Source organism: Bradyrhizobium sp. SZCCHNRI3052, assembly GCF_032484895.1.
Taxonomy (GTDB): Bacteria; Pseudomonadota; Alphaproteobacteria; order Rhizobiales; family Xanthobacteraceae; genus Bradyrhizobium.
This window is the reverse complement of record NZ_JAUETW010000011.1, coordinates 119201-140610: the sequence shown is the minus strand read 5'-3', so window position 1 is coordinate 140610 and position 21410 is coordinate 119201. Positions and strand designations below refer to the sequence as shown.

14 protein-coding genes are annotated in these 21410 nt (G+C 65.8%); 7 read left to right on the top strand and 7 right to left on the bottom strand.

The features are described 5' to 3' along the window. Nucleotides 1-248 precede the first annotated feature (248 nt). Nucleotides 249-2357, top strand: coding sequence for an RNA polymerase sigma factor RpoD (gene rpoD, locus QW887_RS26085; protein WP_315717492.1), 2109 nt, complete (start codon nucleotides 249-251; stop codon nucleotides 2355-2357). 145 nt (nucleotides 2358-2502) lie between these two features. Here the strand turns inward: rpoD and QW887_RS26080 are convergent, their stop codons facing one another. Next, nucleotides 2503-2793 (bottom strand): DUF6881 domain-containing protein, encoded by a 291-nt coding sequence (locus tag QW887_RS26080; protein ID WP_316166917.1) that lies wholly within the window; start codon nucleotides 2791-2793, stop codon nucleotides 2503-2505. Between the two features lie 368 nt (nucleotides 2794-3161). Here QW887_RS26080 and QW887_RS26075 point away from each other — a divergent pair, with 368 nt between their 5' ends. Then, nucleotides 3162-4109 carry a DUF817 domain-containing protein gene (locus tag QW887_RS26075; protein WP_316195326.1) on the top strand — a complete coding sequence of 316 codons (948 nt, stop codon included), beginning with the start codon at nucleotides 3162-3164 and terminating at the stop codon, nucleotides 4107-4109. 247 nt (nucleotides 4110-4356) lie between these two features. On the opposite strand, the gene QW887_RS26070 is transcribed toward QW887_RS26075, so the two are convergent. Next, nucleotides 4357-4593, bottom strand: coding sequence for a hypothetical protein (locus QW887_RS26070; RefSeq protein ID WP_315716474.1), 237 nt, complete (start codon nucleotides 4591-4593; stop codon nucleotides 4357-4359). A gap of 219 nt (nucleotides 4594-4812) precedes the next feature. Here QW887_RS26070 and QW887_RS26065 point away from each other — a divergent pair, with 219 nt between their 5' ends. Then, nucleotides 4813-5187 (top strand): thiol-disulfide oxidoreductase DCC family protein, encoded by a 375-nt coding sequence (locus QW887_RS26065; RefSeq protein ID WP_316166937.1) that lies wholly within the window; start codon nucleotides 4813-4815, stop codon nucleotides 5185-5187. Nucleotides 5188-5290: 103 nt separating this feature from the next. Here QW887_RS26065 and QW887_RS26060 read toward each other — a convergent pair whose 3' ends face one another. The 3 genes from QW887_RS26060 to QW887_RS26050 all read right to left on the bottom strand — a co-directional run bounded on the left by QW887_RS26060 (nucleotide 5291) and on the right by QW887_RS26050 (nucleotide 7412). Next, nucleotides 5291-5611: a hypothetical protein gene (locus tag QW887_RS26060; protein ID WP_315716475.1), complete on the bottom strand. Its 321-nt coding sequence runs from the start codon at nucleotides 5609-5611 to the stop codon at nucleotides 5291-5293. A gap of 257 nt (nucleotides 5612-5868) precedes the next feature. Continuing rightward, a complete protein-coding gene (locus QW887_RS26055) occupies nucleotides 5869-6381 on the bottom strand; it encodes a hypothetical protein (protein ID WP_315716476.1) in 513 nt (170 codons plus the stop codon). An 86-nt stretch (nucleotides 6382-6467) separates the two neighbouring features. After that, on the bottom strand, nucleotides 6468-7412 hold the full coding sequence (locus tag QW887_RS26050) for an OmpA family protein (protein ID WP_316195377.1): 945 nt from the start codon (nucleotides 7410-7412) through the stop codon (nucleotides 6468-6470). 272 nt (nucleotides 7413-7684) lie between these two features. Between QW887_RS26050 and QW887_RS26045 the strand changes: the two genes are divergently transcribed. The 4 genes from QW887_RS26045 (at nucleotide 7685) to QW887_RS26030 (ending at nucleotide 16914) form a co-directional block, all read left to right on the top strand. Next, nucleotides 7685-8491, top strand: coding sequence for a lytic murein transglycosylase (locus QW887_RS26045; RefSeq protein ID WP_315716478.1), 807 nt, complete (start codon nucleotides 7685-7687; stop codon nucleotides 8489-8491). 79 nt (nucleotides 8492-8570) lie between these two features. Then, entirely contained in the window at nucleotides 8571-12224 is a 3654-nt protein-coding gene (gene putA, locus QW887_RS26040; RefSeq protein ID WP_316195324.1) for a trifunctional transcriptional regulator/proline dehydrogenase/L-glutamate gamma-semialdehyde dehydrogenase, read from the top strand. A gap of 120 nt (nucleotides 12225-12344) precedes the next feature. Beyond that, nucleotides 12345-13592: an amidohydrolase family protein gene (locus QW887_RS26035; protein ID WP_316195323.1), complete on the top strand. Its 1248-nt coding sequence runs from the start codon at nucleotides 12345-12347 to the stop codon at nucleotides 13590-13592. An 877-nt stretch (nucleotides 13593-14469) separates the two neighbouring features. Beyond that, nucleotides 14470-16914: an SIR2 family protein gene (locus QW887_RS26030; protein ID WP_316195321.1), complete on the top strand. Its 2445-nt coding sequence runs from the start codon at nucleotides 14470-14472 to the stop codon at nucleotides 16912-16914. A gap of 190 nt (nucleotides 16915-17104) precedes the next feature. Here QW887_RS26030 and QW887_RS26025 read toward each other — a convergent pair whose 3' ends face one another. Next, nucleotides 17105-20257, bottom strand: a complete 3153-nt coding sequence (locus QW887_RS26025; protein ID WP_316195318.1) for an efflux RND transporter permease subunit — start codon at nucleotides 20255-20257, stop codon at nucleotides 17105-17107. After that, nucleotides 20250-21257 (bottom strand): efflux RND transporter periplasmic adaptor subunit, encoded by a 1008-nt coding sequence (locus QW887_RS26020; protein ID WP_316195316.1) that lies wholly within the window; start codon nucleotides 21255-21257, stop codon nucleotides 20250-20252. The genes QW887_RS26025 and QW887_RS26020 overlap by 8 nt, the downstream gene beginning before the upstream one ends. Nucleotides 21258-21410: the final 153 nt, after the last annotated feature.

Here is a 21410-nt window from a genome sequence, read left to right as displayed (position 1 = left end):
ACCGCGCCTGCATGTCGGGCGCCGGATTCGATTGCAAAACCGGTATCGCTTTTGCAAGAAACGCGCGCCGGTCCGAAAACGGGACGACACCAGCGTAGGACGAAACGAGCGACGGGCTTCAGGGGGTGGCGACGTTAAAAGTGCGCCGCCCTTTCCGCGTCGAGAACAGTTTGAGTAGAGCAGGCGGGCGCCGCGATGCCAAGGGCTACGATGCCACGGGCGGAGCGGGCGCGTTTCGGGAGCAATGAATGGCCACGAAGGCAAAGACGCTGCAGGTGAAGGACAAGGAAAAGGACGACAAGGCCGCGGACGCTCCCGAGAAGGACGCCGCCGATGCGCCGTCGCCGTTGCTCGACCTGTCGGACGCCGCCGTCAAGAAGATGATCAAGCAGGCCAAGAAGCGCGGCTTCGTGACCTTTGATCAGCTCAACGAGGTCCTGCCTTCCGACACTACCTCGCCGGAACAGATCGAAGACATCATGTCGATGCTCTCCGACATGGGCATCAACGTGACCGAGGCCGAGGAGGCCGACGAGTCCGACGAGAAGGACGACGGCGAGGACGAGACCGACAACGAGCTTGTCGAGATCACCCAGAAGGCCGTCACCGAGGTCAAGAAGTCGGAGCCCGGCGAGCGCACCGACGATCCCGTGCGCATGTATCTGCGCGAGATGGGCACCGTCGAGCTGCTGTCGCGCGAGGGTGAAATCGCCATCGCCAAGCGCATCGAGGCCGGCCGCGAGGCGATGATCGCGGGCCTCTGCGAAAGCCCGCTGACGTTCCAGGCCATCATCATCTGGCGCGACGAGCTCAACGAAGGCAAGATCTTCCTTCGCGACATCATAGATCTCGAAGCCACCTATGCCGGCCCTGAGGCCAAGGGCGGCATGAATCCGCAGATCGCCGCGCCGGTGAATGGCGAGGGCGCTGCGGCCGAGGGCGGCGAGGTCCAGGCCGCGGTCGCGCCGCCGGCCGCCCCGCAGCAGCCGACGCCGTTCCGCGCCGCGCCGAACGGCGCGCCCGCCGAGGAGAAGGATCCCGGCGAGGCGGCGGCCGAAGCCGACATGGACGACGACGAGTTCGAGAACCAGATGTCGCTCGCCGCCATCGAAGCCGAGCTGAAGCCGAAGGTGGTCGAGACGTTCGACAAGATCGCGTCCGAGTACAAGAAGCTGCGCCGCCTGCAGGAGCAGGACATCGCCAACCAGCTGCAGAGCGAGTCGCTGTCGCCCTCGCAGGAGCGCAAGTACAAGAAGCTCAAGGACGAGATCATCGTCGAGGTGAAGTCGCTGCGCCTCAACCAGGCCCGCATCGACAGCCTCGTCGAGCAGCTCTACGACATCAACAAGAAGCTGGTCTCGTTCGAGAGCCGGCTGATGCGGCTTGCCGACTCCCACGGCGTCGCGCGCGAGGACTTCCTGCGCAACTACCAGGGCTCGGAGCTCGATCCGCGCTGGCTCAACCGCGTGTCCAAGCTCTCCGCCAAAGGCTGGAAGAACTTCGTCCATTACGAGAAGGACCGCATCAAGGACCTGCGCCAGGAGGTGCAGGCCATGGCCGCGCTCACCGGTCTGGAGATCGGCGAGTTCCGCAAGATCGTGCACTCGGTGCAGAAGGGCGAGCGCGAAGCCCGTCAGGCCAAGAAGGAGATGGTGGAAGCCAACCTCCGTCTCGTGATCTCGATCGCCAAGAAGTACACCAACCGCGGCCTGCAGTTCCTCGACCTGATCCAGGAAGGCAACATCGGCCTGATGAAGGCGGTCGACAAGTTCGAGTACCGCCGCGGCTACAAGTTCTCGACCTACGCCACCTGGTGGATCCGGCAGGCGATCACCCGCTCGATCGCCGACCAGGCCCGCACCATCCGCATCCCCGTGCACATGATCGAGACGATCAACAAGATCGTCCGCACCTCGCGCCAGATGCTGAACGAGATCGGCCGCGAGCCGACCCCGGAGGAGCTCGCCGAAAAGCTCGGCATGCCGCTGGAGAAGGTGCGCAAGGTCCTGAAGATCGCCAAGGAGCCGCTGTCGCTCGAAACGCCGGTGGGTGACGAAGAGGATTCACATCTCGGCGACTTCATCGAGGACAAGAACGCGATCCTGCCGATCGACGCCGCCATCCAGTCCAACCTGCGCGAGACGACGACCCGCGTGCTCGCCTCGCTCACCCCGCGCGAAGAGCGTGTGCTGCGCATGCGCTTCGGCATCGGCATGAACACCGACCACACGCTGGAAGAAGTCGGCCAGCAGTTCTCGGTGACCAGAGAGCGCATTCGTCAGATCGAGGCAAAGGCGCTGCGGAAGCTGAAGCATCCGAGCCGGTCGCGGAAGCTGCGGAGCTTCTTGGATAACTAATTCGGCCACCGATTGGTCGTCATTGCCGGGCTTGACCCGGCAATCCATCGAGACATCAACGGCGGGCCGATCGGTCCGCTGTTTTCGTTTGCGCCCGGACGAGCGAAAGCAGGCGGGGTTGTGTAATGCGCGGCCATGTTTGGAGTTACCTGCGCGAATGCCGTGCATTCCAACGACGCTCGAAAGCCTCCTGCGAAATCTCTTCGGGTACAAACTCGGGATCTCTCGCGATTTCGTCCAGCGGAGGAACGGGGATCGAGCCGAGTCGCGTGCCGTCGGTTGCTTCGGTGGCGCTTGCGAATCCCACCGTGCCATCGCGAAATATTTCGAGCTTGCGCGTTTCAAAGCGCTCCCGATCGAGCTCGCTCCACAAGTCAACTGGCTCATCCTGAAAGTCGTGAAGCCAGCGCACTCGTATATAGATGTTCTCGCCCATCGTTGGGATCATGCACCGCGAACAACCTCTGCGAACCATATCATGTGTAGCAATAGTAGGGTGGGCAAAGGCGAGGCTTGCTGTGTCGACTTGCGCCGTCGCTGCGTGCGCCGTGCCCACCGATCACGGGCGCCGCACTTGATGGTGGGCACGCGCCGTCTATCGGCGTCGCGTTGCCCACCCTACGGCACCGGGCTGAGCCACTTTCATCGTCGCCGCGGAGCCGTGCGTTGGATTGTCGCTGCAGAAAAGTCAGCCTTCGCACGTCCGCACGTGTCCGCGCTGCGGCGGGAAGAGACGGAACTTTACGCTGACGCGGCATGACACGCGGCTGCTAGTCATCGGTGTCCTCACCGATCCGGCCTTCCATGCAGCACGACGAAGTCTCATCATCTGCTTTCCACGCGCCCGCCAGCTCTGCCGCGATCTGGGCGCCGCTGCGCCCCTTCATTGCCGCCGAAGCTCGGCTCGCAGCCCGCGCGGCGGAGACGCCCTGGACTGGGGGCCTCTACGAATTCCTCCGCTTCGGCGTGAAGCAGGGCTGGGCCTGCTTGTTTGGCGGCATCGCGGTGGTGCTGATGCTGCTGACGTGGCGGTTCTATCCGGCGAACGCGCCGCTCGCGCGCTACGATTTCCTCTTCCTCTGCATGCTCGCCGTCCAGGCCGCATTGCTCGCCGCCCGTCTGGAGACATTCGAGGAGGCGAAGATCATCCTGATCTATCACCTCGTCGGCACCGCCATGGAGCTGTTCAAAACCGCGACCGGCTCGTGGATCTATCCCGAGCCGAGCCTGATCCGGCTCGGCGGCGTGCCGCTGTTCTCGGGCTTCATGTATTCCTGCATCGGCAGCTATCTCTGCCGGGTCTGGCGGCTGTTCGATTTCCGCTTCACGGGCCACCCGTCACGGCGTTGGCTGATCGGCTTGAGCGCGGCCATCTACCTCAACTTCTTCACCGACCATTATGGGATCGATCTAAGGCTCGTGCTGTTCGGCTGCGCCGCTCTACTGTTCGCGCCGGCCACGGTCCACTTCAAGGTCTGGCGCGTGCACCGGTCGATGCCGCTGCTGCTCGGGCTCGTCCTGGTGTCGCTGTTCATCTGGCTGTCGGAGAACGTCGGCACCTTCACCCGGATCTGGCTCTATCCGCAGCAGGCCCATGGCTGGGCCATGGTGTCGCCGGCCAAGCTCGGCTCGTGGTTTCTGCTGCTGATCATCAGCTACACGCTGGTCAGCCTGATCAACCGGCCGAGGGCGATGGAGCAGGGCAGGGCGGTGAGGTCGGCCGCCGTCGAGCCGGAGCGAGAGGCGGCGTGACGGTCTGATGTGGTCGAGATATCTCCGCGTCATGCGCGGGCTTGTCCCGCCTGCGCGGCTGAAGCCGCTTCGTCGCGGCGAAGGCCCGCCCATCCACGTCATTGCGACGTCAACGACGCGGATGGCCGGGACAAGCCCGGCCATGACGCGTAACCCATGATGACGTCGTTCGTGGTACGCAGTTGATCGTGGGCACGCGGCCGCCTGGCGGCGGTCGCTTTGCCCACCCTACGGCAGCTCGGCCGGCCTACTTCTTCTTCGCCCCAACGCGCTCGAGCGACTTGATCTGAAGCGGCGGGCGGCCGGATTTTTCGGCGATCTCGCGGTCCTGCTCCATGATGAAGCCGCGCGCGGGCTCGTCGCCGTCGAGGCCGCCGAGCAGCTCGGCCGGGACGCGCCGGTTGGAGCGCTGCGAGCCGTCCTCGTAGGTCACGTTGAAGAAGGCGAATTCGCCTTTGGGATTGGAGCCGGGTTTTTTCGCCATGGATGGCGCTTTACGGCGGCGGGACCGGTCCGGTCAATGCCAGAAAATGCTTATCCGCTGCCCGAATTTGACTTTTTCGTCATATGGTTTTCGCCGAATCGGCAGGGCGGCCGGAGCGATCACGGACCGGCCGGCGGGGTCCCGAAACACCTCGATTTTGCCGGATGAAAGTGCGTTCATCGTGGACGTCTCACCCCGCCGCGAATGCAGCCCATGTCGATGCCCCAACTCACCATCTGGTACAACACGCGCTGCCCGGTCTGCGACGCCGGCATCGACTGGCAGCGCAACAAGCTGCTGGCGCTGGTCAAGTCGGGCCGGGTCGCGTTCAAGGACATCAACGAGCAGCCCGACGCGCTGGCCGCATTCGGCGCCGATGTCGACGCGGTCCGCCGCCGCCTGCACGCGACCGACGAGGACGGCGAGCTGATCGCCGGCGCCGACGTGGCGCTGCTGCTGTGGAAGCTCACGCCGGGCGAGGGCTGGCTGGCGACGCTGTTCGGCAACCGCCTGGTGCGGCCGCTGACGCGGTTCGGCTATGACCGGTTTGCCGATGTGCTGTTCGCCTGGAACAAGCGGAAGGGGCATTGGTGAGCGAGAGCTGCCGCTTGAGCCAAGGCTTCGGCCGCTTGCGCGGTCGACTCCCCTCCCCCTTGCGGGGAGGGGAGCGCACCGAGCGCGTGGTAACAGCTCGCCTCTACCGCCTCCGCACCTTCACCCGCGCATGCACCCGCGTGCCGCCGTGCGGGCCGTCGTCATCATCACCGCGGCCGAGCGCCATGATCGCGGTGCCCATCGCGGTCGAGCCGAAGGTGACGAAGAACGAGCCGAGCAAGAGACCGATGGCGACGACGGGCGAGTGGTCGGCGAAGATCAGGTGACGCAGGCCCCAGGGATCGAGCAGCAGCAATCCGCCGACCAGCACCACGGCCATGCCGAGGCCGAGCGCGAGATTGATCGCGAGCAGGCGGAACAGAGGGATCTGGAGCAATCGGCGCTGGCGCTGATTGTGCTGCATCGGCGATCTCCCGAGGGATCGTGAACGACAACGATATCGTAGCACCGTCCGCGACCGGCTCAAGGCCGGAGCCGCTCGGGGCGGGCATGGCTGCGCCGCGTGCGGCGCGCCGATTTGGGACAGGAGGCGGGAGTGTCCCGGCGGCCCTCTCTTGTCCGCGGACCTCGCGCGCACGAGGCGCCCGCGGCACGTCTCGCTCCGTCATTCCGGGCCCCCGCGCGCTCCGGATGACGCCTCATTGAACCGGAGCCGCGGCCTCACGCCGCCTCGCCCTCGGCCACCCCGTGCTGCCTGGCGATCACGCTCTGCCAGACGCTGGCGATCGCGCGTTGCGTCTCCGGTGCGATCAGGCAGTGGCCTTCATTGTCGAAGCCGCAGAAGCGCACCGAGGGATCGTGCCTCACCTCGACCAGCGCCTTGTTGATCATCTCCAGCGAGGCCATCACCTGGCCGATGTTCTGCAGCCGCGTGTGATGCAGGATGTCGATCAGGCGGAACATCATGATCGGCGGCTGGCCCATCGCGATGCCCGGCCGGCCGAACTCGAAGAATACGTTCACCGCGGGCAGCGCGCTCTGGATCTGCGCCAGGACCTTGGCCGCATCCTCGACGCTGCAGGCGACGAGATGCGCGCTCTGGGCGGGGAGGGTAGGCGTCAGCGGCGCCTCCGGGCCGAGCCCGAGACCCGACAGCACCTGATGCTCGATCCAACGCCGCACCTCCGGCGGCGCCGAGCGGATCTGGTCGGTCGACAGCGTAATCCCGATCATGGCGATCTCCATTTCGGCCGCGGAGCTTAGGGCGTCATGATGGCACGGTGTTGACGAGGATCAAGCGGCCGCGCCGGCGCAGCGCCTCAGGGCGCCACCAGTTCGACGCGGCGGTTCAGCGCGCGGCCCGCATCGGTGGCATTGCTGCCGACCGGCGCGAGCAGGCCGACGCCCGCGGTGCGCAGCCGCGCTGGCGCGATGCGATAGCTGCGCGAAAGCTCGGCGGCGACCGCCTCGGCGCGCCGCCGTGACAGATCGAGATTGTAGTCGTAGCTGCCTTGGTTGTCGGTATGGCCGACGATGAAGACGCTGAGCTGCGGCTGGCCGGCGAGCAACTGCGCGATCTGCTCCAGTGTCGGCCGGCTCTCCGGCTTCATCGTCGCCTTGTCGGTGTCGAAATAGATGCCGTAGAGGGCGATGTGGCCCTTGTCGCCGAGGCCCTTCGCCATCTCGGCGGCGCTCACCATCTTGTTCTCCATCGCGCCGAGCTCGGCAACGGTGAGCTGGGCGTAGATCTGCTGGTTGTTCTGGCTGACCAGCACGCTGGCAAAGGTCTCGCGGCCGCCGGCCTCCTTGCGGCCGGCAAAATAGCGGTAGTCGAAGCCATCGGCCCACATCTGCGGAACCGGCAGCAGGTCGATCGCCTCGGTGAAGGGAATGCCGCCGCAGGCATCGGTGTCGCAGGCGAGGAGCTTCTCGAAGCCGGCCTTGGCGAGCTGGTTTTCGAAATTGCGCGACACTTCGAGGATCGAGGGACCCGGCGCGGTGCGATAGGCGATTCTGACGACGCGACCCTCCAGGCGTCGCTCGTCGGTCGCCTTGTCCGCGTTGAACGGCGCCGCCTGCAGCCGCACCGCATCGAAATCCTTGGCGACATAGCCGGTGATCACGCTGCCGGCGAAGCGGCCGATCCCGGGGTAATCCTTTGCGCCCGCCACATCGCCCGGCTGAGCGGCCGCGGGCGCCAGGCCGTGACACATCAGGGCCGCGACCAAGGTGAGCTGCGCCAGTGTGCCGAGCCGGAACATCATCGTCATGGGGACCTCTCCCGAAAAGTGGTGCCAACGCTCGTGGTTTTCAGAACGCGCGCTTGGATCGGCGCGCGAAAACGGCGCGACGTCGGACGAGGCACGCCCTGCATGAGTGGCGACGAGCGCGCCGACCGTTCAAAAAAAGATGACGATGGGGTGCGGTTCGGTGGCTATCGCCCGCCGGCTGGCCTGGTACCGCCAAATCAGGCATTGTGACGGCGTCCGCCGCCGGACTGCCGTCATCATGCTCTCATGCAGGGACCTTTCTCCTCATGTCCGTTGTCCGCTTCCTTGTTGCCGTCGCGATCCTCTCCTTTGCCTCTCCCGCTTTGGCCGCGCGCTGCGGCGGCGACTTCAATACCTTCATCGCGGGCGTCTCGGCGGAGGCGCAGAGCGCCGGCGTCTCGGGCGGCACGATCAGCCAGGCGCTGTCGGGCGTGACGCTCGATCCGGCCGTGCTCGCCTTCGACCGCCGCCAGCGCTACACCTTCAACAAGAGCTTCGAGCAGTACGTCTCGACCCGCGTCGGCGCCGGCCGCATCAATGGCGGGCGCGCGATGCTGCAGCGGCACGCCGCGCTGCTGTCGCGCATCGAGCAGCAATATGGCGTGCCGCGCCAGATCCTGGTCGCGATCTGGGGACTCGAGACCGATTTCGGCAAGGGCGACATGGGCAAGCTGCCGGTGATCCGCACGCTTGCGACCTTGGCGCATGACTGCCGCCGCACCGAGCTGTTCCAGGGCGAATTGCTGGCGGCGCTGAAGATCGTGCAGCGCGGCGATCTCACCTTGCGCGACCTCGTCGGCGCCTTCGCCGGCGAGATCGGCCAGACCCAGTTCCTGCCGTCGTCCTACATCAAATACGGCGTCGACTTCGACGGCGACGGCCGCGTCGACCTGCGCCACTCCACCGCCGACGTGCTGGCCTCGACCGCCAACCTGCTGCACAGCAACGGCTTCAAGATGGGCGCGCCCTATGACGAGGGCTCGGCCAATTTCGAGGCGATGCGCGAGTGGAACAGGGCGGTGATCTACCGCAAGACCATCGGCTACTACGCCGATCAGTTGATCGGGCGGTAGCGCAATCCGTCGCTCGCGACGTGCGCCAACGCCGCGCAGCCATGGCGAGTGACGGGGATCGCTTCAGAGGAGACGGGTCATGTCGCAGTCGCCGCCACGACCGTTCGCCGCGTTCGATGCCCAGGTCCAGCGCCAGAGCGGGCTGCGCGCTGCGATCACCTCGGCCTATCGCCGCGCCGAGCCGGAGTGCATCGCGCCGCTGCTCGATCTCGGCGCGCTCCCGGAGGCATCGTCGGCACGAGCGGCCGGTCTGGCGCGGGATCTGGTCCTGCGTCTGCGCGGCAAGGCGCAATCCGGCGGCGTCGAGGGACTGATCCACGAATATTCGCTGTCGAGTCAGGAGGGCGTGGCCCTGATGTGCCTGGCCGAGGCGCTGCTGCGGATTCCGGACACCGCGACGCGCGATGCGCTGATCCGCGACAAGATCGCGACCGGCGATTGGCGCGCCCATATCGGGCACAGCCCGTCGCTGCTGGTGAACGCCGCGACCTGGGGCCTCATCGTCACCGGCACGCTGACGGCCGCGGCCAGCGAGGACAGCCTGGCCTCGGCGCTGACGCGGCTCATCGCCCGCGGCGGCGAGCCGATCATCCGCAGCGGCGTGACGCTCGCCATGCGCCTGATGGGCGAGCAGTTCGTGGCCGGTCAGACCATCGACGCGGCGCTGTCGAACGGCCGTCCATGGGAAGCGCAGGGCTTCCGCTACTCCTATGACATGCTCGGGGAGGCGGCGACGACGGCGGAAGACGCCGAGCGCTACTTCGCCGCCTACGAGGCGGCGATCCATGCGATCGGGCGGCATGCGGCCGGTGCCGGCATCTACGACGGGCCGGGCATCTCGATCAAGCTCTCGGCGCTGCATCCGCGCTATGTCAGCATCAAGCGCGACCGCGTCATGGACGAGCTGCTGCCGCGGCTGAAGCGGCTGGTGCTGCTCGCGCGGCGATACGACATCGGCCTCAACATCGACGCCGAGGAAGCCGACCGTCTCGACCTGTCCCTCGATCTGCTCGAGGCGCTCTGCCTCGATCCGGATCTCGCCGGCTGGAACGGCATCGGCTTCGTCATCCAGGCCTATCAGAAGCGCTGCGCCTTCGTCGTCGATTGGCTCATCGACCTCGCGCGGCGCTCGCGGCGCCGGCTGATGGTGCGCCTCGTCAAGGGCGCCTATTGGGACAGCGAGATCAAGCGCGCCCAGGTCGATGGTCTGGAGGACTTTCCGGTCTTCACGCGCAAGCACCATACCGACGTGTCGTACCTCGCCTGCGCCCGCAAACTGCTGGGCGCGCCCGACGCCGTGTTCCCGCAGTTCGCGACGCATAATGCGGGGACGCTGGCATCGATCGTGGAGATGGCCGGCCCCACCTACGCGCGCGGCCAGTACGAATTCCAGTGCCTGCACGGCATGGGCGAGCCGCTCTACGAGGAGGTTGTCGGACCCGCACGGCTCGGCCGGCCGTGCCGCATCTACGCGCCGGTCGGCTCGCACGAGACGCTGCTGGCCTATCTGGTGCGGCGGCTGCTGGAGAACGGCGCCAACACCTCCTTCGTCAATCGCATCGCCGATCCCGCCGTCTCCGTCGAAGATCTGATTGCGGATCCCGTCGCCATCGTTCGCGCGTCGGAACGGCCCGGTGCCCCCCACGACAAGATCAGGCGCCCGCCCGCGCTGTTCGGCCCGGGCCGCGTGAACTCGGCCGGATTCGATCTCTCCGATCAGCGCGCGCTGGCGCGTCTCGGCGAAGGCCTGGTCACGAGCGCGAGCCTCGATTGGAAGGCCGCGCCGTCGGGAGCGACGGGCAGCGAAGGCGCGCGCCGCATTCGCAATCCCGCCGACCGCCGTGACGTCGTCGGCGCGGTCAGGGATGCCGCGCCTGCCGAGATCGAGGCGGCGCTGTCACGTGCCGCGAATGCCGCGCCGGCCTGGGCCGCGACCAGCCCCCGCGCGCGCGCCGCATGGCTGCGCGCTGCGGCCGAGGCGATGGAGGCGCGTCGCCTCGTCCTCATCGGCTTGATCGTCCGCGAGGCCGGCAAGACCTTTGCGAACGCTGTCGGCGAGGTGCGCGAAGCCGTCGATTTCCTGCGCTATTATGCGGGCGAGATCGAACGTCTCTCCGAGGGCGATAGTCCCGGCTCGCTCGGCCCCGTGGTCTGCATCAGCCCGTGGAATTTTCCGCTCGCGATCTTCACCGGCCAGATCGCGGCCGCACTCGCGGCCGGCAATCCGGTGCTGGCGAAACCTGCCGAGGAAACGCCGCTGATCGCCGCCGAAGCGGTTCGCATCATCCACGAGGCGGGCGTGCCGGCGGATGTCCTGCAATTGCTGCCCGGCGACGGCCGCGTCGGCGCGGCGCTGGTGGCCGACGCCCGGGTCCAGGCCGTGATGTTCACGGGATCGACCGACGTCGCGCGGCTGATCCAGAAACAGCTTGCCGGGCGCCTCACCGTCCATGGACAGCCCGTGCCGCTGATCGCCGAGACCGGCGGCCAGAACGCGCTGATCGTGGATTCCTCGGCGCTCGCCGAGCAGGTTGTCGGCGATGTCATCGCTTCCGCCTTCGACTCCGCTGGCCAGCGCTGTTCGGCGCTGCGCATCCTCTGCCTGCAGGCGGACGTCGCCGACCGCATCCTGTCGATGCTGCGCGGCGCGATGGCCGAGCTCGAGCTCGGCGATCCGAGCCTGCTGTCCGTCGACGTCGGGCCGGTGATTTCCGACGAGGCACGCGACACCATCTCCGCTCATGTCGCGTCGATGCGCGCCCGCGGTCATGCGGTGGACGAGCTGCCGCTGCCGCCGCAGGCGGCGCACGGCACTTTCGTTGCGCCGACCATCATCGAGATCGCCAGCATCTTCGATGTCGAGCGCGAGGTGTTCGGCCCCGTCCTCCACGTCCTGCGCTACCGTCGCGAGCAGCTCGCTGACCTCATCGACGCGATCAACCTCACCGGCTATGGCCTGACCTTCGGCATCCACTCGCGGATCACGGAGACGATCGCGCGGGCGTCGGGCCGCAGCGCCGCCGGCAACATCTACGTCAACCGCAACGTGATCGGCGCGGTCGTCGGCGTGCAGCCATTCGGCGGCTCCGGCCTGTCGGGGACCGGGCCGAAGGCCGGCGGTCCGCTGTATCTGCGCCGGCTGTTCGCGATGCCGCCGCGCCAGCGGCTCATGGCGTCGCAGTCTGACGCGGTCTTGCGCTCTTATCTCGACGGGTTGCGCGCCAGCGGACACGCCGAGGCGGCGCTGGCGTGCGAGGCGCATGGGCCCCAGGTGCGGGCCGGGCTCGAGATCGAGTTGCCAGGACCCGTCGGCGAACAGAACATCTATCGCATCACCGCGCGCGGCGTCGTCGCTGCACTGGCGCGAAGCGAGCAGGCGTTGCTGGTCCAGATCGGCGTCATCCTGATGACCGGAAACGACGCGTTCGTCGAACGCGCCAGCCCTGCTTGTGCCGTGTTGGGACCGCTCACCAGCCGGCTGCGCGGCCGCCTGCGGATCGTCGACAGCTGGCGGGCTCTCGGCGATCTGCAGGCCGTGCTTTCCGACGGCGAGGCGGATGAATTGATCGCGCTCGGCCGCGACCTTGCCGCGCGCCCCGGGCCGATCGTCCCGCTCGTCACGCCGCGCGCCAGCGACGGCTGCTACGATCTCGACCGGCTCGTCACCGAGGTCAGTCTCTCCACCAACACCGCAGCCGCCGGCGGCAATGCCAGCCTGATGTCGATCGGCTGAGAAGACAGGTATTCCGCCCCGGGCTGGCTCGAGGCCGCAGGACAGGATAGGGGAGAACACCGTCATCGTCGGCCCGCTCCGCCCGCTGACGCACGCTTCGCTCCGATCGAGGACACCTTGATGTCGACCATCCTGTTCAAGAATGCCGCTCTGCTCGACCCGCTGCAGCCGGAGCTGCGCGAAGGCCATCACGTGCTGGTCGAGGACCATCTGATCAAGGAGGTGTCTGACAAGCCGTTGCAGACCAGCGTCGACCAGGCCATCGATCTCCAAGGCAAGACGCTGATGCCGGGGCTGATCGACCTGCACGTCCATGCGATCGCGGTCGAGCTCAATCTTGCCCAGCAAGCGCAGATGCCGAACGTGCTGGTGACCCTGCGCTCGGCGCTGCTGCTCAAGGGCATGCTGCGGCGGGGATTTACCACGGTGCGTGACGCCGGCGGCGCCGGCTATCCGCTGAAGCAGGCCGTCGACACCGGACTCACCGAGGGCCCGCGGCTGTTCGTCTCCGGCCGGGCGCTCAGCCAGACCGGCGGCCATGGCGACATGCGGGCGCGGACGGATTTCCTTTCCGACAACGCCCCTTGTCCCTGCTGCGTGCGCGTCGGCGCGCTGGCCCGGGTGGCCGATGGCGTTGACGCGGTGCGCAAGGCGGTGCGCGAGGAGCTCCAGATGGGCGCCGACCAGATCAAGATCATGGCGTCCGGCGGCGTGGCCTCGCCGACCGATCCCGTCGGTGCGTTCGGCTACTCGGAGGACGAGATCCGCGCCATCGTCGCCGAGGCTCGCGCGCGGCAGACCTACGTCCTGGCGCATGCCTACACGGCGGAAGCCATCGCCCGCGCCGTCCGTTGCGGTGTCCGCACCATCGAGCATGGCAATCTGGTCGACCTTCCGACCGCGCGGCTGATGGCCGAGAAGGGCGTCTATGTCATCCCGACGCTCGTCACCTATGAGGCGCTCGCCAATGAGGGCGCGCAGTATGGCCTGCCGCCGGAGAGCGTCGCCAAGATCGCCGATGTGCGCGATGCCGGCCTGCGCTCGCTCGGCATCTACCGCGACGCCGGCGTCAAGATGGGCTTCGGCAGCGATCTCCTGGGACCGTCCCAGCGCCTGCAGAGCGATGAATTCCGGATCCGCGCCGAGATCCTCGGCGCCCGCGAGGTGATCGCCAGCGCGACCGTGATCGGCGCCGAGGTGCTCGGCATGGAAGGCAAGCTCGGCCGCATCGCGCCCGGCGCCTTCGCCGACCTGCTCGTGGTCGAGGGCAATCCGCTGCGCGACGTCTCCTGCCTGCTCGGCCAGGGCGATCACATTCCGCTGGTGATGAAGGCCGGCAAGGTCCACATCGACCGGCTGAACGCCTGAGGCAACTCGGCGCCGAAATCCACCGGGCCAATGATCGACAGTCCCAGCGTCTGTGCGCGCTGTCATGCGGGATGTCCATCGTCTCTCCGCCGCCTCGACGCTGCGGGCGCCGACATCTGCGATGAGTGCTTCTTGGAACGCAGTCATTCGGCCTCGCGGCGCTCCGTGCGTCCGAGTTGTGCGGGTCGTTTCGCCCTCATCGACGAAGAGGGCGCAGGGAATGCCGGGAGCTGGCCGCCCCCATGGCCCGCCTGCGAAAAAAATGCAGGCGGCAGGTACCATAGGTTCAGCCGAGACATCCCGGCATTCCCCGCGCGATGGTTGGGCGGCTTATACGTCCTCTCCCCGGGGACCGGCTGTCTTGCCCCCGTCACGAACGGATCATCGTCACCGTCCGCTTGGCCTCAGCACCGGGAGGCCAGGACCCTACGATTTCGCCGGCGCATCGGGCTCGTTCGTCCGCACGATTGCTCGCGCTGCGATCCAATGCACCCACCGCATCCCGCACCCACGTCTCGTGACGATCGCGAAGCGCCCCTCATGGCGGGACGGGATGCTCATAGTCAATCATGCTTTTCTGAAAAACGAAAGTAGAATATTTTCCGTGGGAGGACTGGACAAGGGTGATGTGCTTGAGGCGGTGAGTAAAATCAGATTTTGGGCGCATCGCATCAGAGGTTGACTTGTCGGTCGTGCGCGCCTGGCTCCGGGCCCGCACGAGTCTCGACAAGCATATCCGCTCAAGCCCAGCAGGCCGACGGAAGGTCCGAGAAGGGCGAATTGCGGACCTGACGAGAGTAGATTTCGGTGTTCCCTTCGTTCTGATCTTGGTAAAATCAACTACCGTAGTAACTGGCCTCGCCATCGGGGGCAATCGATGCCATTCAAGGACATTACCGGAAAGCAAGAAGCTGCTTTTTTATCGTCATTGCGCGCAGGACAGTACAACCTTCTGCTGGGCGCTGGCTTCAGCATGGACTCGAAAAACGCCAAAGGGACTCTACCTAGCGGCGATCAACTTCTTGGCGAACTCGCTACAGCCACAAACGCGAAGAAGAGCAGTCTACAACGCCTCTATCAGTTGCTTACGCCTGCGCAGGTCAAAGAGTTGATTACAGATCGGTTTGTCGACTCGATCCCCGGCGACACCGCCAAGCTGATGGCGTCCTTCTTATGGCGGCGAGTGTTTACTTGGAACGTAGATGACGTGCTGGAGAACCAGTATAGGGACGTACGCGCTCTCCAGCGAGCGATAGTCAGGCACTTCAATGACGTGTACACGGATTCCCAGAGCCTCGAAGAACTCTTTATCATCCATCTCCATGGGTTTGTTGGTGCGCCAGAACGCGGTTATGTGTTTTCACGGGATCAATATGTAAGCCAGACGACCAAGGTGAATGCTTGGATGACAGTTCTGACGCAGCGGATGCTGTCGGAGCCCATGATCATCGCCGGCAGCACATTGGACGAAGTTGATCTGGACTACTATTTGGCCCTCCGCACCGGTGACAGCGCACGAGACGACCGCGGACCATCGATCCTGGTTGAAGCGGACGACCCGATCGCGACGATGTTGTGCGAAAAGCACGGTCTTCTGCATTTTGTTGGGTATTCAAAGGACTTCTTTGAGTACTGCAAGTCTATTTTGCCAAATCCTCCAACCCCGGCAGAGCTCATTCCTGCAGCGATGCGCCAGCTTATCCCCGCGGGGGTTAGCAAATCGGTTGCCATGTCGTTCAGCGCCGACTTTGAATTGGTTCCGGGCGTCACCGCTCCCTCGTCAAATTCGCGGTTCATGTATGGGCACTTCCCAAGTTGGGGCGACCTTGAGGCCAATCGAGACATTGCTCGCAGCATCGTGTCCGAGATCATTGTGGACGTCGAGAAGAGGTTGTCAGACCCGCTGCTGTTTGCTCGACTGGTGATCCTCCCCGAAATACCAGGAGCTGGAAAATCAACGGTGCTGCGTCGTATTGCCTTTGAACTGGCGAAACGGGGCATCCGGACACTGATGTGTTCTGCTCTAAGTCGGATTGCCAGCACGACGTCGGATGTCCTCGATCTGATGGACGAGCCGGTGGTCATAGTCATCGACAACCTCGCCGAACAAGCGACGGCAATACCTGATCTGCTGGACCGCCTAGAAAAAGCCGATGTGGTCTTTATTGGCGCCGAGCGTACCTATCGCATGAACTACTTGAAGCAGGTGCTTGCTGGAATTAAGTACGATCAGACCGAAAAGCTGTCGATGTCAATTGTCGAGGCGCGCCGCTTGATCGACCGATACGCAGATGCGGGGGCGATCGGTGACGATTCCGTCCTAAAGAGACGAGATGAGTTCGCTAAGAAGATCGAGAACGACCCCATCGCCGTCGCTTGTTGTCGTATCCTCAATGACTTTAGACCGCTCGACCGCATCGTTGACAGCATCGTCTCAGATGTGAGCGGGCCTGTGCTCGACAGATACCTCGGAGCGGCGCTCGCACAGCACTGTTTCTACGGTGGCGTGCGCTATGAGATTTTGATCAAAGCTTTCGGCTCGGCAGGAGCAGCTGCCCAATTCGAAGTAAATAGTCCCCTCCCGTTGGATTTTTATGACGAAAGCAAGCAGTTCGTGATCCCGGAAAACTCTACGCTGTCCGACAAGATACTAGAGCGTTTCGCCGGTAGAGATCCCGACCGGATGCTCGCGACTTTTGTCAACCTGGCCGAAGAGCTGGGTCCTTGGGTGAACCGGGAGACGATCATCGCTCGAGCACCGGAGCCCCGGCTCTCGGGACGGCTCTTCGACTATGATGCCGTGGTGAGCAAGTTCTTGGGATCAAACGCCGAGAAATTCTATGATGACGTAAAGCCATCATGGGAGTGGAACTCGCGATACTGGGAGCAGGTGGCATTGCTCAACCTTGCTAGATATCAGAGGTCGAGCAATCCCGGCGAAGGGAAAGAGTACTTGGAGGACGCAGTGACTCACGCGCGGCATGCAGTCGCGGTGGAACACCACCCCTTTCCCTTGACCACGCTGGGCAAGATTCTGCTCAACCGCATGATGGCCCCGAGCGAGCCTATAAGGGATTCCTTCGATGAGGCGTTCGAAAAATTGTCGGACGCCATCGCGATGGAAGAGCGTCGCAATCGCACCTCCGGTCAGCCCTATAGCGTCATTTTTGGTGGCGTGATGAACTATCTTGGCGCAGGAGGCGAGCTCACCCATATTCAACACAACCGGTTGCGCGAAATCTTGACCAAGGCTGAATCGAAGCTGGCTGGCGATCGAGATCTGCAACAGCAGATCACGTTGGTAAAGGAAGCGCTTCGATAGGACAAACAAAGTATCTCTCGCCGCAGCTTTTGAGCCGGATGTCCGGAATGTCCGCTTCGGGCTGGTCTGCAGTTGTCCAGTGGACGAGCTCGCAGAATAGGGTAGGACGTCAATCTCCTTCATCCGGCCCGCACGGTGACGCGTCGAGCAGCCACGTGCGGCGAACGTCGCGGACGTCTCACGCCCAAGATCAGCTCGCCGCGACATCTCCGCGGGCGTGCACGCCGCGCGCAAACCGGCCGAAGCGCAGCGCCAAGGTCGGCAGCACCAGCAGGTTGAGGGCCATCGAGGTCAGGAGTCCGCCCAGGATGACCACGGCCATTGGTCCCTCGATCTCGCGGCCCGGCTCGCCGGCGCCGAGCGCGAGCGGCAGCAGGCCGAGGCCGGTCACCAGCGAGGTCATCAGGATCGGTACCAGGCGGTCGGCGGCCCCGGCGATCGCGGTCTCCAGAGTCCAGGCGCGGCCTTCGATGACGACCAGATGCTCGTAATGCGAGATCATCAGGATCGAGTTGCGCAGCGCGATCCCGAACAGCGTCACGAAGCCCACCATCGAGCCCAGCGACAGCACGCCGCCGGTCAATGCGACGGCGATGACGCCGCCGACGAAGGCGAACGGCAGGTTGATCAGCACCAGCACCAGGTTGCGCCAGTGCCCGGTGACGAAGGACAGCAGCAGCACGATGCCGATCGTCGCCAGCAGCGAGTTCACCAAGAGGTCGCGGCGCGACTTGGCCTGCGCCTCGGCCGCGCCGGTGAACTCGACATGCGCGCCCGGCGGCAGCTTGACCTCCTTGGCGATCTTCCGTTTGGCCGCGGCCACGAAGGATTCGAGATCGCGCTCGGCGACATTGGCGGTGACGGTCTGAACGCGCTGCCCATTGCGATGAAGCACGACGTAGCGCCCCGCGGTGCCGTAGATGTCCGCGACCTGCTTCAGGAGAATGTAGGCGCCGCTCGGCGTCCGGATCGGCATGTTGCCGATCTCGGTCGGGCGGGCGCTCGCATCGGGGTCGAGCTTGACGATGACGTTGAAGACCACGTTGCCTTCATAGGCCTGGCCGACCACGTCGCCCTGATAGGCGGTGCGGATCAATTCCAGCACCTCGACCGCGTCCAGGCCCCAGGATTGCAGATCGGTCGGGCGCAGGGTTACGTTCACCTGCGGCATGCCCGGCGGCGACTGCTGCTGGATGTCGATCGCGCCCCAGACCTCGCCGAGTTCGCGCGCGATGTCGCGCGCCGCACGCTCGAGATCGTCGAGATCGGGGCCAAACACGTTGATGACCACGGCGGCGTTGAAGCCGGACAGCGTCTCCTCGATGCGCTCGGTCAGGTAGGTCTTGATCGACAGGTTGATGCCGGCGAAGTTGGCGAGCGCGGCGCGGATGCGCTGCTGCGCCAGCTCCTGCTGTTCGCCTGATAGCCCCGGCTTCAGGTCGACCTCGATCTCGCTCGAATGCGTGCCCGCGGTATCGACGCCGGCTTCGGCGCGGCCGGCATGCTGCGCCACGCTGCGGACCTCCGGCACGCCCTGCAGGGCCCCGGCGATCAGCGTGCCCAGCCGCAGCGATTCGTCGAGCGAGGTGCCCGGCAGCGTCGAGACGTGGAGGATCAGGTGACCTTCCTTCAGGTCGGGCAGGAAGGTGCCGCCGAAGAACGGAACCAGGCTTGCGCCGCCGGCGGTCACCAGCACGGCCGTCAACATGACGGATTTGGGAAAGCGGCCGAGCCGCCGCAACAGCATCTCGTAGGAGCCGCGCGACCAGCGCACCAGCGGCGGCTCGCGTTCCTCGCGCGGCTTCCGGCCGGCCAGCAGCAGCATCGACAGCGCCGGTGTGACCGTCAGCGCGACGATCAGCGAGGCCACCACGGCGAGGATGTAGGCGATGCCGAGCGGTCCGAACAGCCGGCCGGCGAGGCCCGGCAGCGCAAGGATCGGCACGAACACCAGGAGCACGGCGAAAGTCGCATAGGCGACCGCGCTGCGCACCTCGAGCATGGCATCGTAGACCACGCGCGCTTCGCTGCGCGGCGACGGCAGGCCGCGGTTCTCGCGCAGCCGGCGCACCACGTTCTCGACGCCGATCACGGCATCATCGACCACCTCGCCGATCGCGATGGCGAGGCCGCCGAGGGTCATCGTGTCCAGGCTCTGTCCCATCCACTGCAGGGCCAGCACGGCCGAGAACAGCGACAGCGGGATCGCGGTGCAACTGATGACGGAGGTGCGCCAGTCGTAGAGGAACAGCAACAGCACGATGATGACCAGGGCGCCGCCGATCAGCAGCGCGTACAGCACGTTCTGCGTCGCCGCGTCGATGAAGGTCGCCGGACGAAACAGATCGGCGTGCAGCCTGACCTTCTCGCTGTCGAGCGCCGGGCGCAGATCCCGCAGCGCGGCCTCGACGCGCGCCGCCACGGTGCGCGTGTTGGCGCCGAACTGCTGGCTGATCATCATCATGATGCCGGGCTGGCCGTTGATCAGCGCGCCCCCGATCGGCGGTTCCGGCGCGTTCACGACCGTCGCGACGTCGCCGAGCACCACGCTGGCGCCGCCTTGGTGCAGCAGGACCGTCCGCGCCAGTTGCTCGGGAGTGAGCGACTGGCCCTGCGTCTGCAGGATGACCCGTTGATTGGCGGTGTCGACGAAGCCGGCACCGCGCACGCCGGTGGCCTTGCGCGCGGCGGCGACGACGTCGTTCATACCGACGCTGAAGCGGACAAGGTCGTCGGACCGCACCTGCACCTGCAGCGACCGGATGTCCCGGCCATAGGTCGTGACCTGCGCGACGCCCGCGACGGCCAGCAGCCGCCGGCTCACGGTCCAATCGGCAATCGTGCGCAGATCCATCAGCGAGCGCTGCTCGGAGGTCAGCCCGATCGCCAGCACGGTGCCGGCCGCCGGCACCAGCGGCGTCATCGATGGCGCCCGCACGCCCTGTGGCAGGCTGCTGGCGACGACCGCGAGCCGCTCGGTCACCAATTGCCGCGCCCGGAACACCTCGGTGCCGGGCTGGAAAATGACCGAGATGACCGACAGGCCCTGGATCGACGACGACCTCATGCTCTCGACGCCCGCGAGACCGTTGATCGCGGTTTCGATCGGCTGCGTGACCAGCACCTCGACCTGTTCCGGACTGAGCCCGGGGGCCTCGGTCTGGATCGAGACCTGCGGCGGCGCGAATTCGGGAAACACCGCGTAATTGGCGCTGCCTAGCGAGAAGATGCCGTAGCCGAGAACGGTGCAGGCCACCCCCAGCACGATGCCGCGGAAGCGGATGGCAAACGAGATCAGCGCCGCCTGGGGGCCGGTCGCGGCGCCGCGAACGCCGTCAATCATCGTCGCCGCCGCCGCGCAGCTCGCTCTTGGCCTCCTCCGACAACAGCACCTGCGCGCCGCGCAGGACGATCTCGGAGCCCGACGGAATGTCCTGCACGACATAGTCGTCGTCGGACACCGGCTGGTCGGTGCGGATCGGGTGGCGCTTGAAGATTTCGGGACCGGCGCGCAAATAGACCCAAGAGCGGCCCTGCCATTGCACGATCGCGGTGTCCTCGACGAAGACGCCGTCGAACGACTTGCCCGAGGGCACGTAGGCGGTGGTGTTCATCCCCGGCAGCAGCCCGCTGTCGCCGGCGGCAACGAAGTAATAGCTCACGCCCTGGATGCGCGGATCGGTTCGCGGCGCAGCCGACAGATAGCGCAGATCGATGTTGGCGCTGCGGGTGGGCGCCTGCGCCAGCGCGCCGCGCGGCGGCCCGGCCAGAGTCACGCCGGGCGGCAGCGTGACCTGCACAAGGAGCTGCTCGCGTTCGATCAATTGCACGACCTGCGGCGAACGCTCGATGATGCCCTTTCCGATGACCGCGCCCCATTCCTGCCGCGCCGTCGCCATCAGGGTCTTCACTTGCGATTCGGCGGCAGCCAAGCTGGCTTGATCGGTCCGGAACGTGCCCTCCGCCGCCTCCGCATCCTTCCGCGGCATCGCCGCCGACTGCACGAGGTCGCGGGCGCGCTCGAATGCGAGTCTTGCGACGTCGAGTTTCGCTTGTGCCGTCTGCAGCTGCGCCTGGGCATTGGCGTAGTTGTTGGTCAGGTCGGTCAGCCTGGCGACGTCCAGCACCGTGCCGTAGGCGCGAAACTGTTCGGGATGGGATTCCGCCGCCAGGACGGCGGTCTGGAGTCCGATCTGCTTCTGTTGCGTTGCGGAAAGCTTGACCGTCGCCGGCTCCCGGCCTGCCGCGCCGTCAGACTGCGCCTGCGCGCGCGACGACAGGAAAACCACCGTGAACAGCACGGCACCGCATGCGGCCGCAGCTCTTGTCCGTTGCCTCACCATGCAGTCCCAGCCCCATCGATCGGGGAAACGTCTGGATGACGTTGATGTCTCTACAACAACAGCTACTTCAGCTTCGAGGGTGTTTCAAGCAGCGCTCGCTGCAGGACGGTCGCGTCGGATCCGGCAACTCCCCGGGCTCTGTCCGGCTATCGC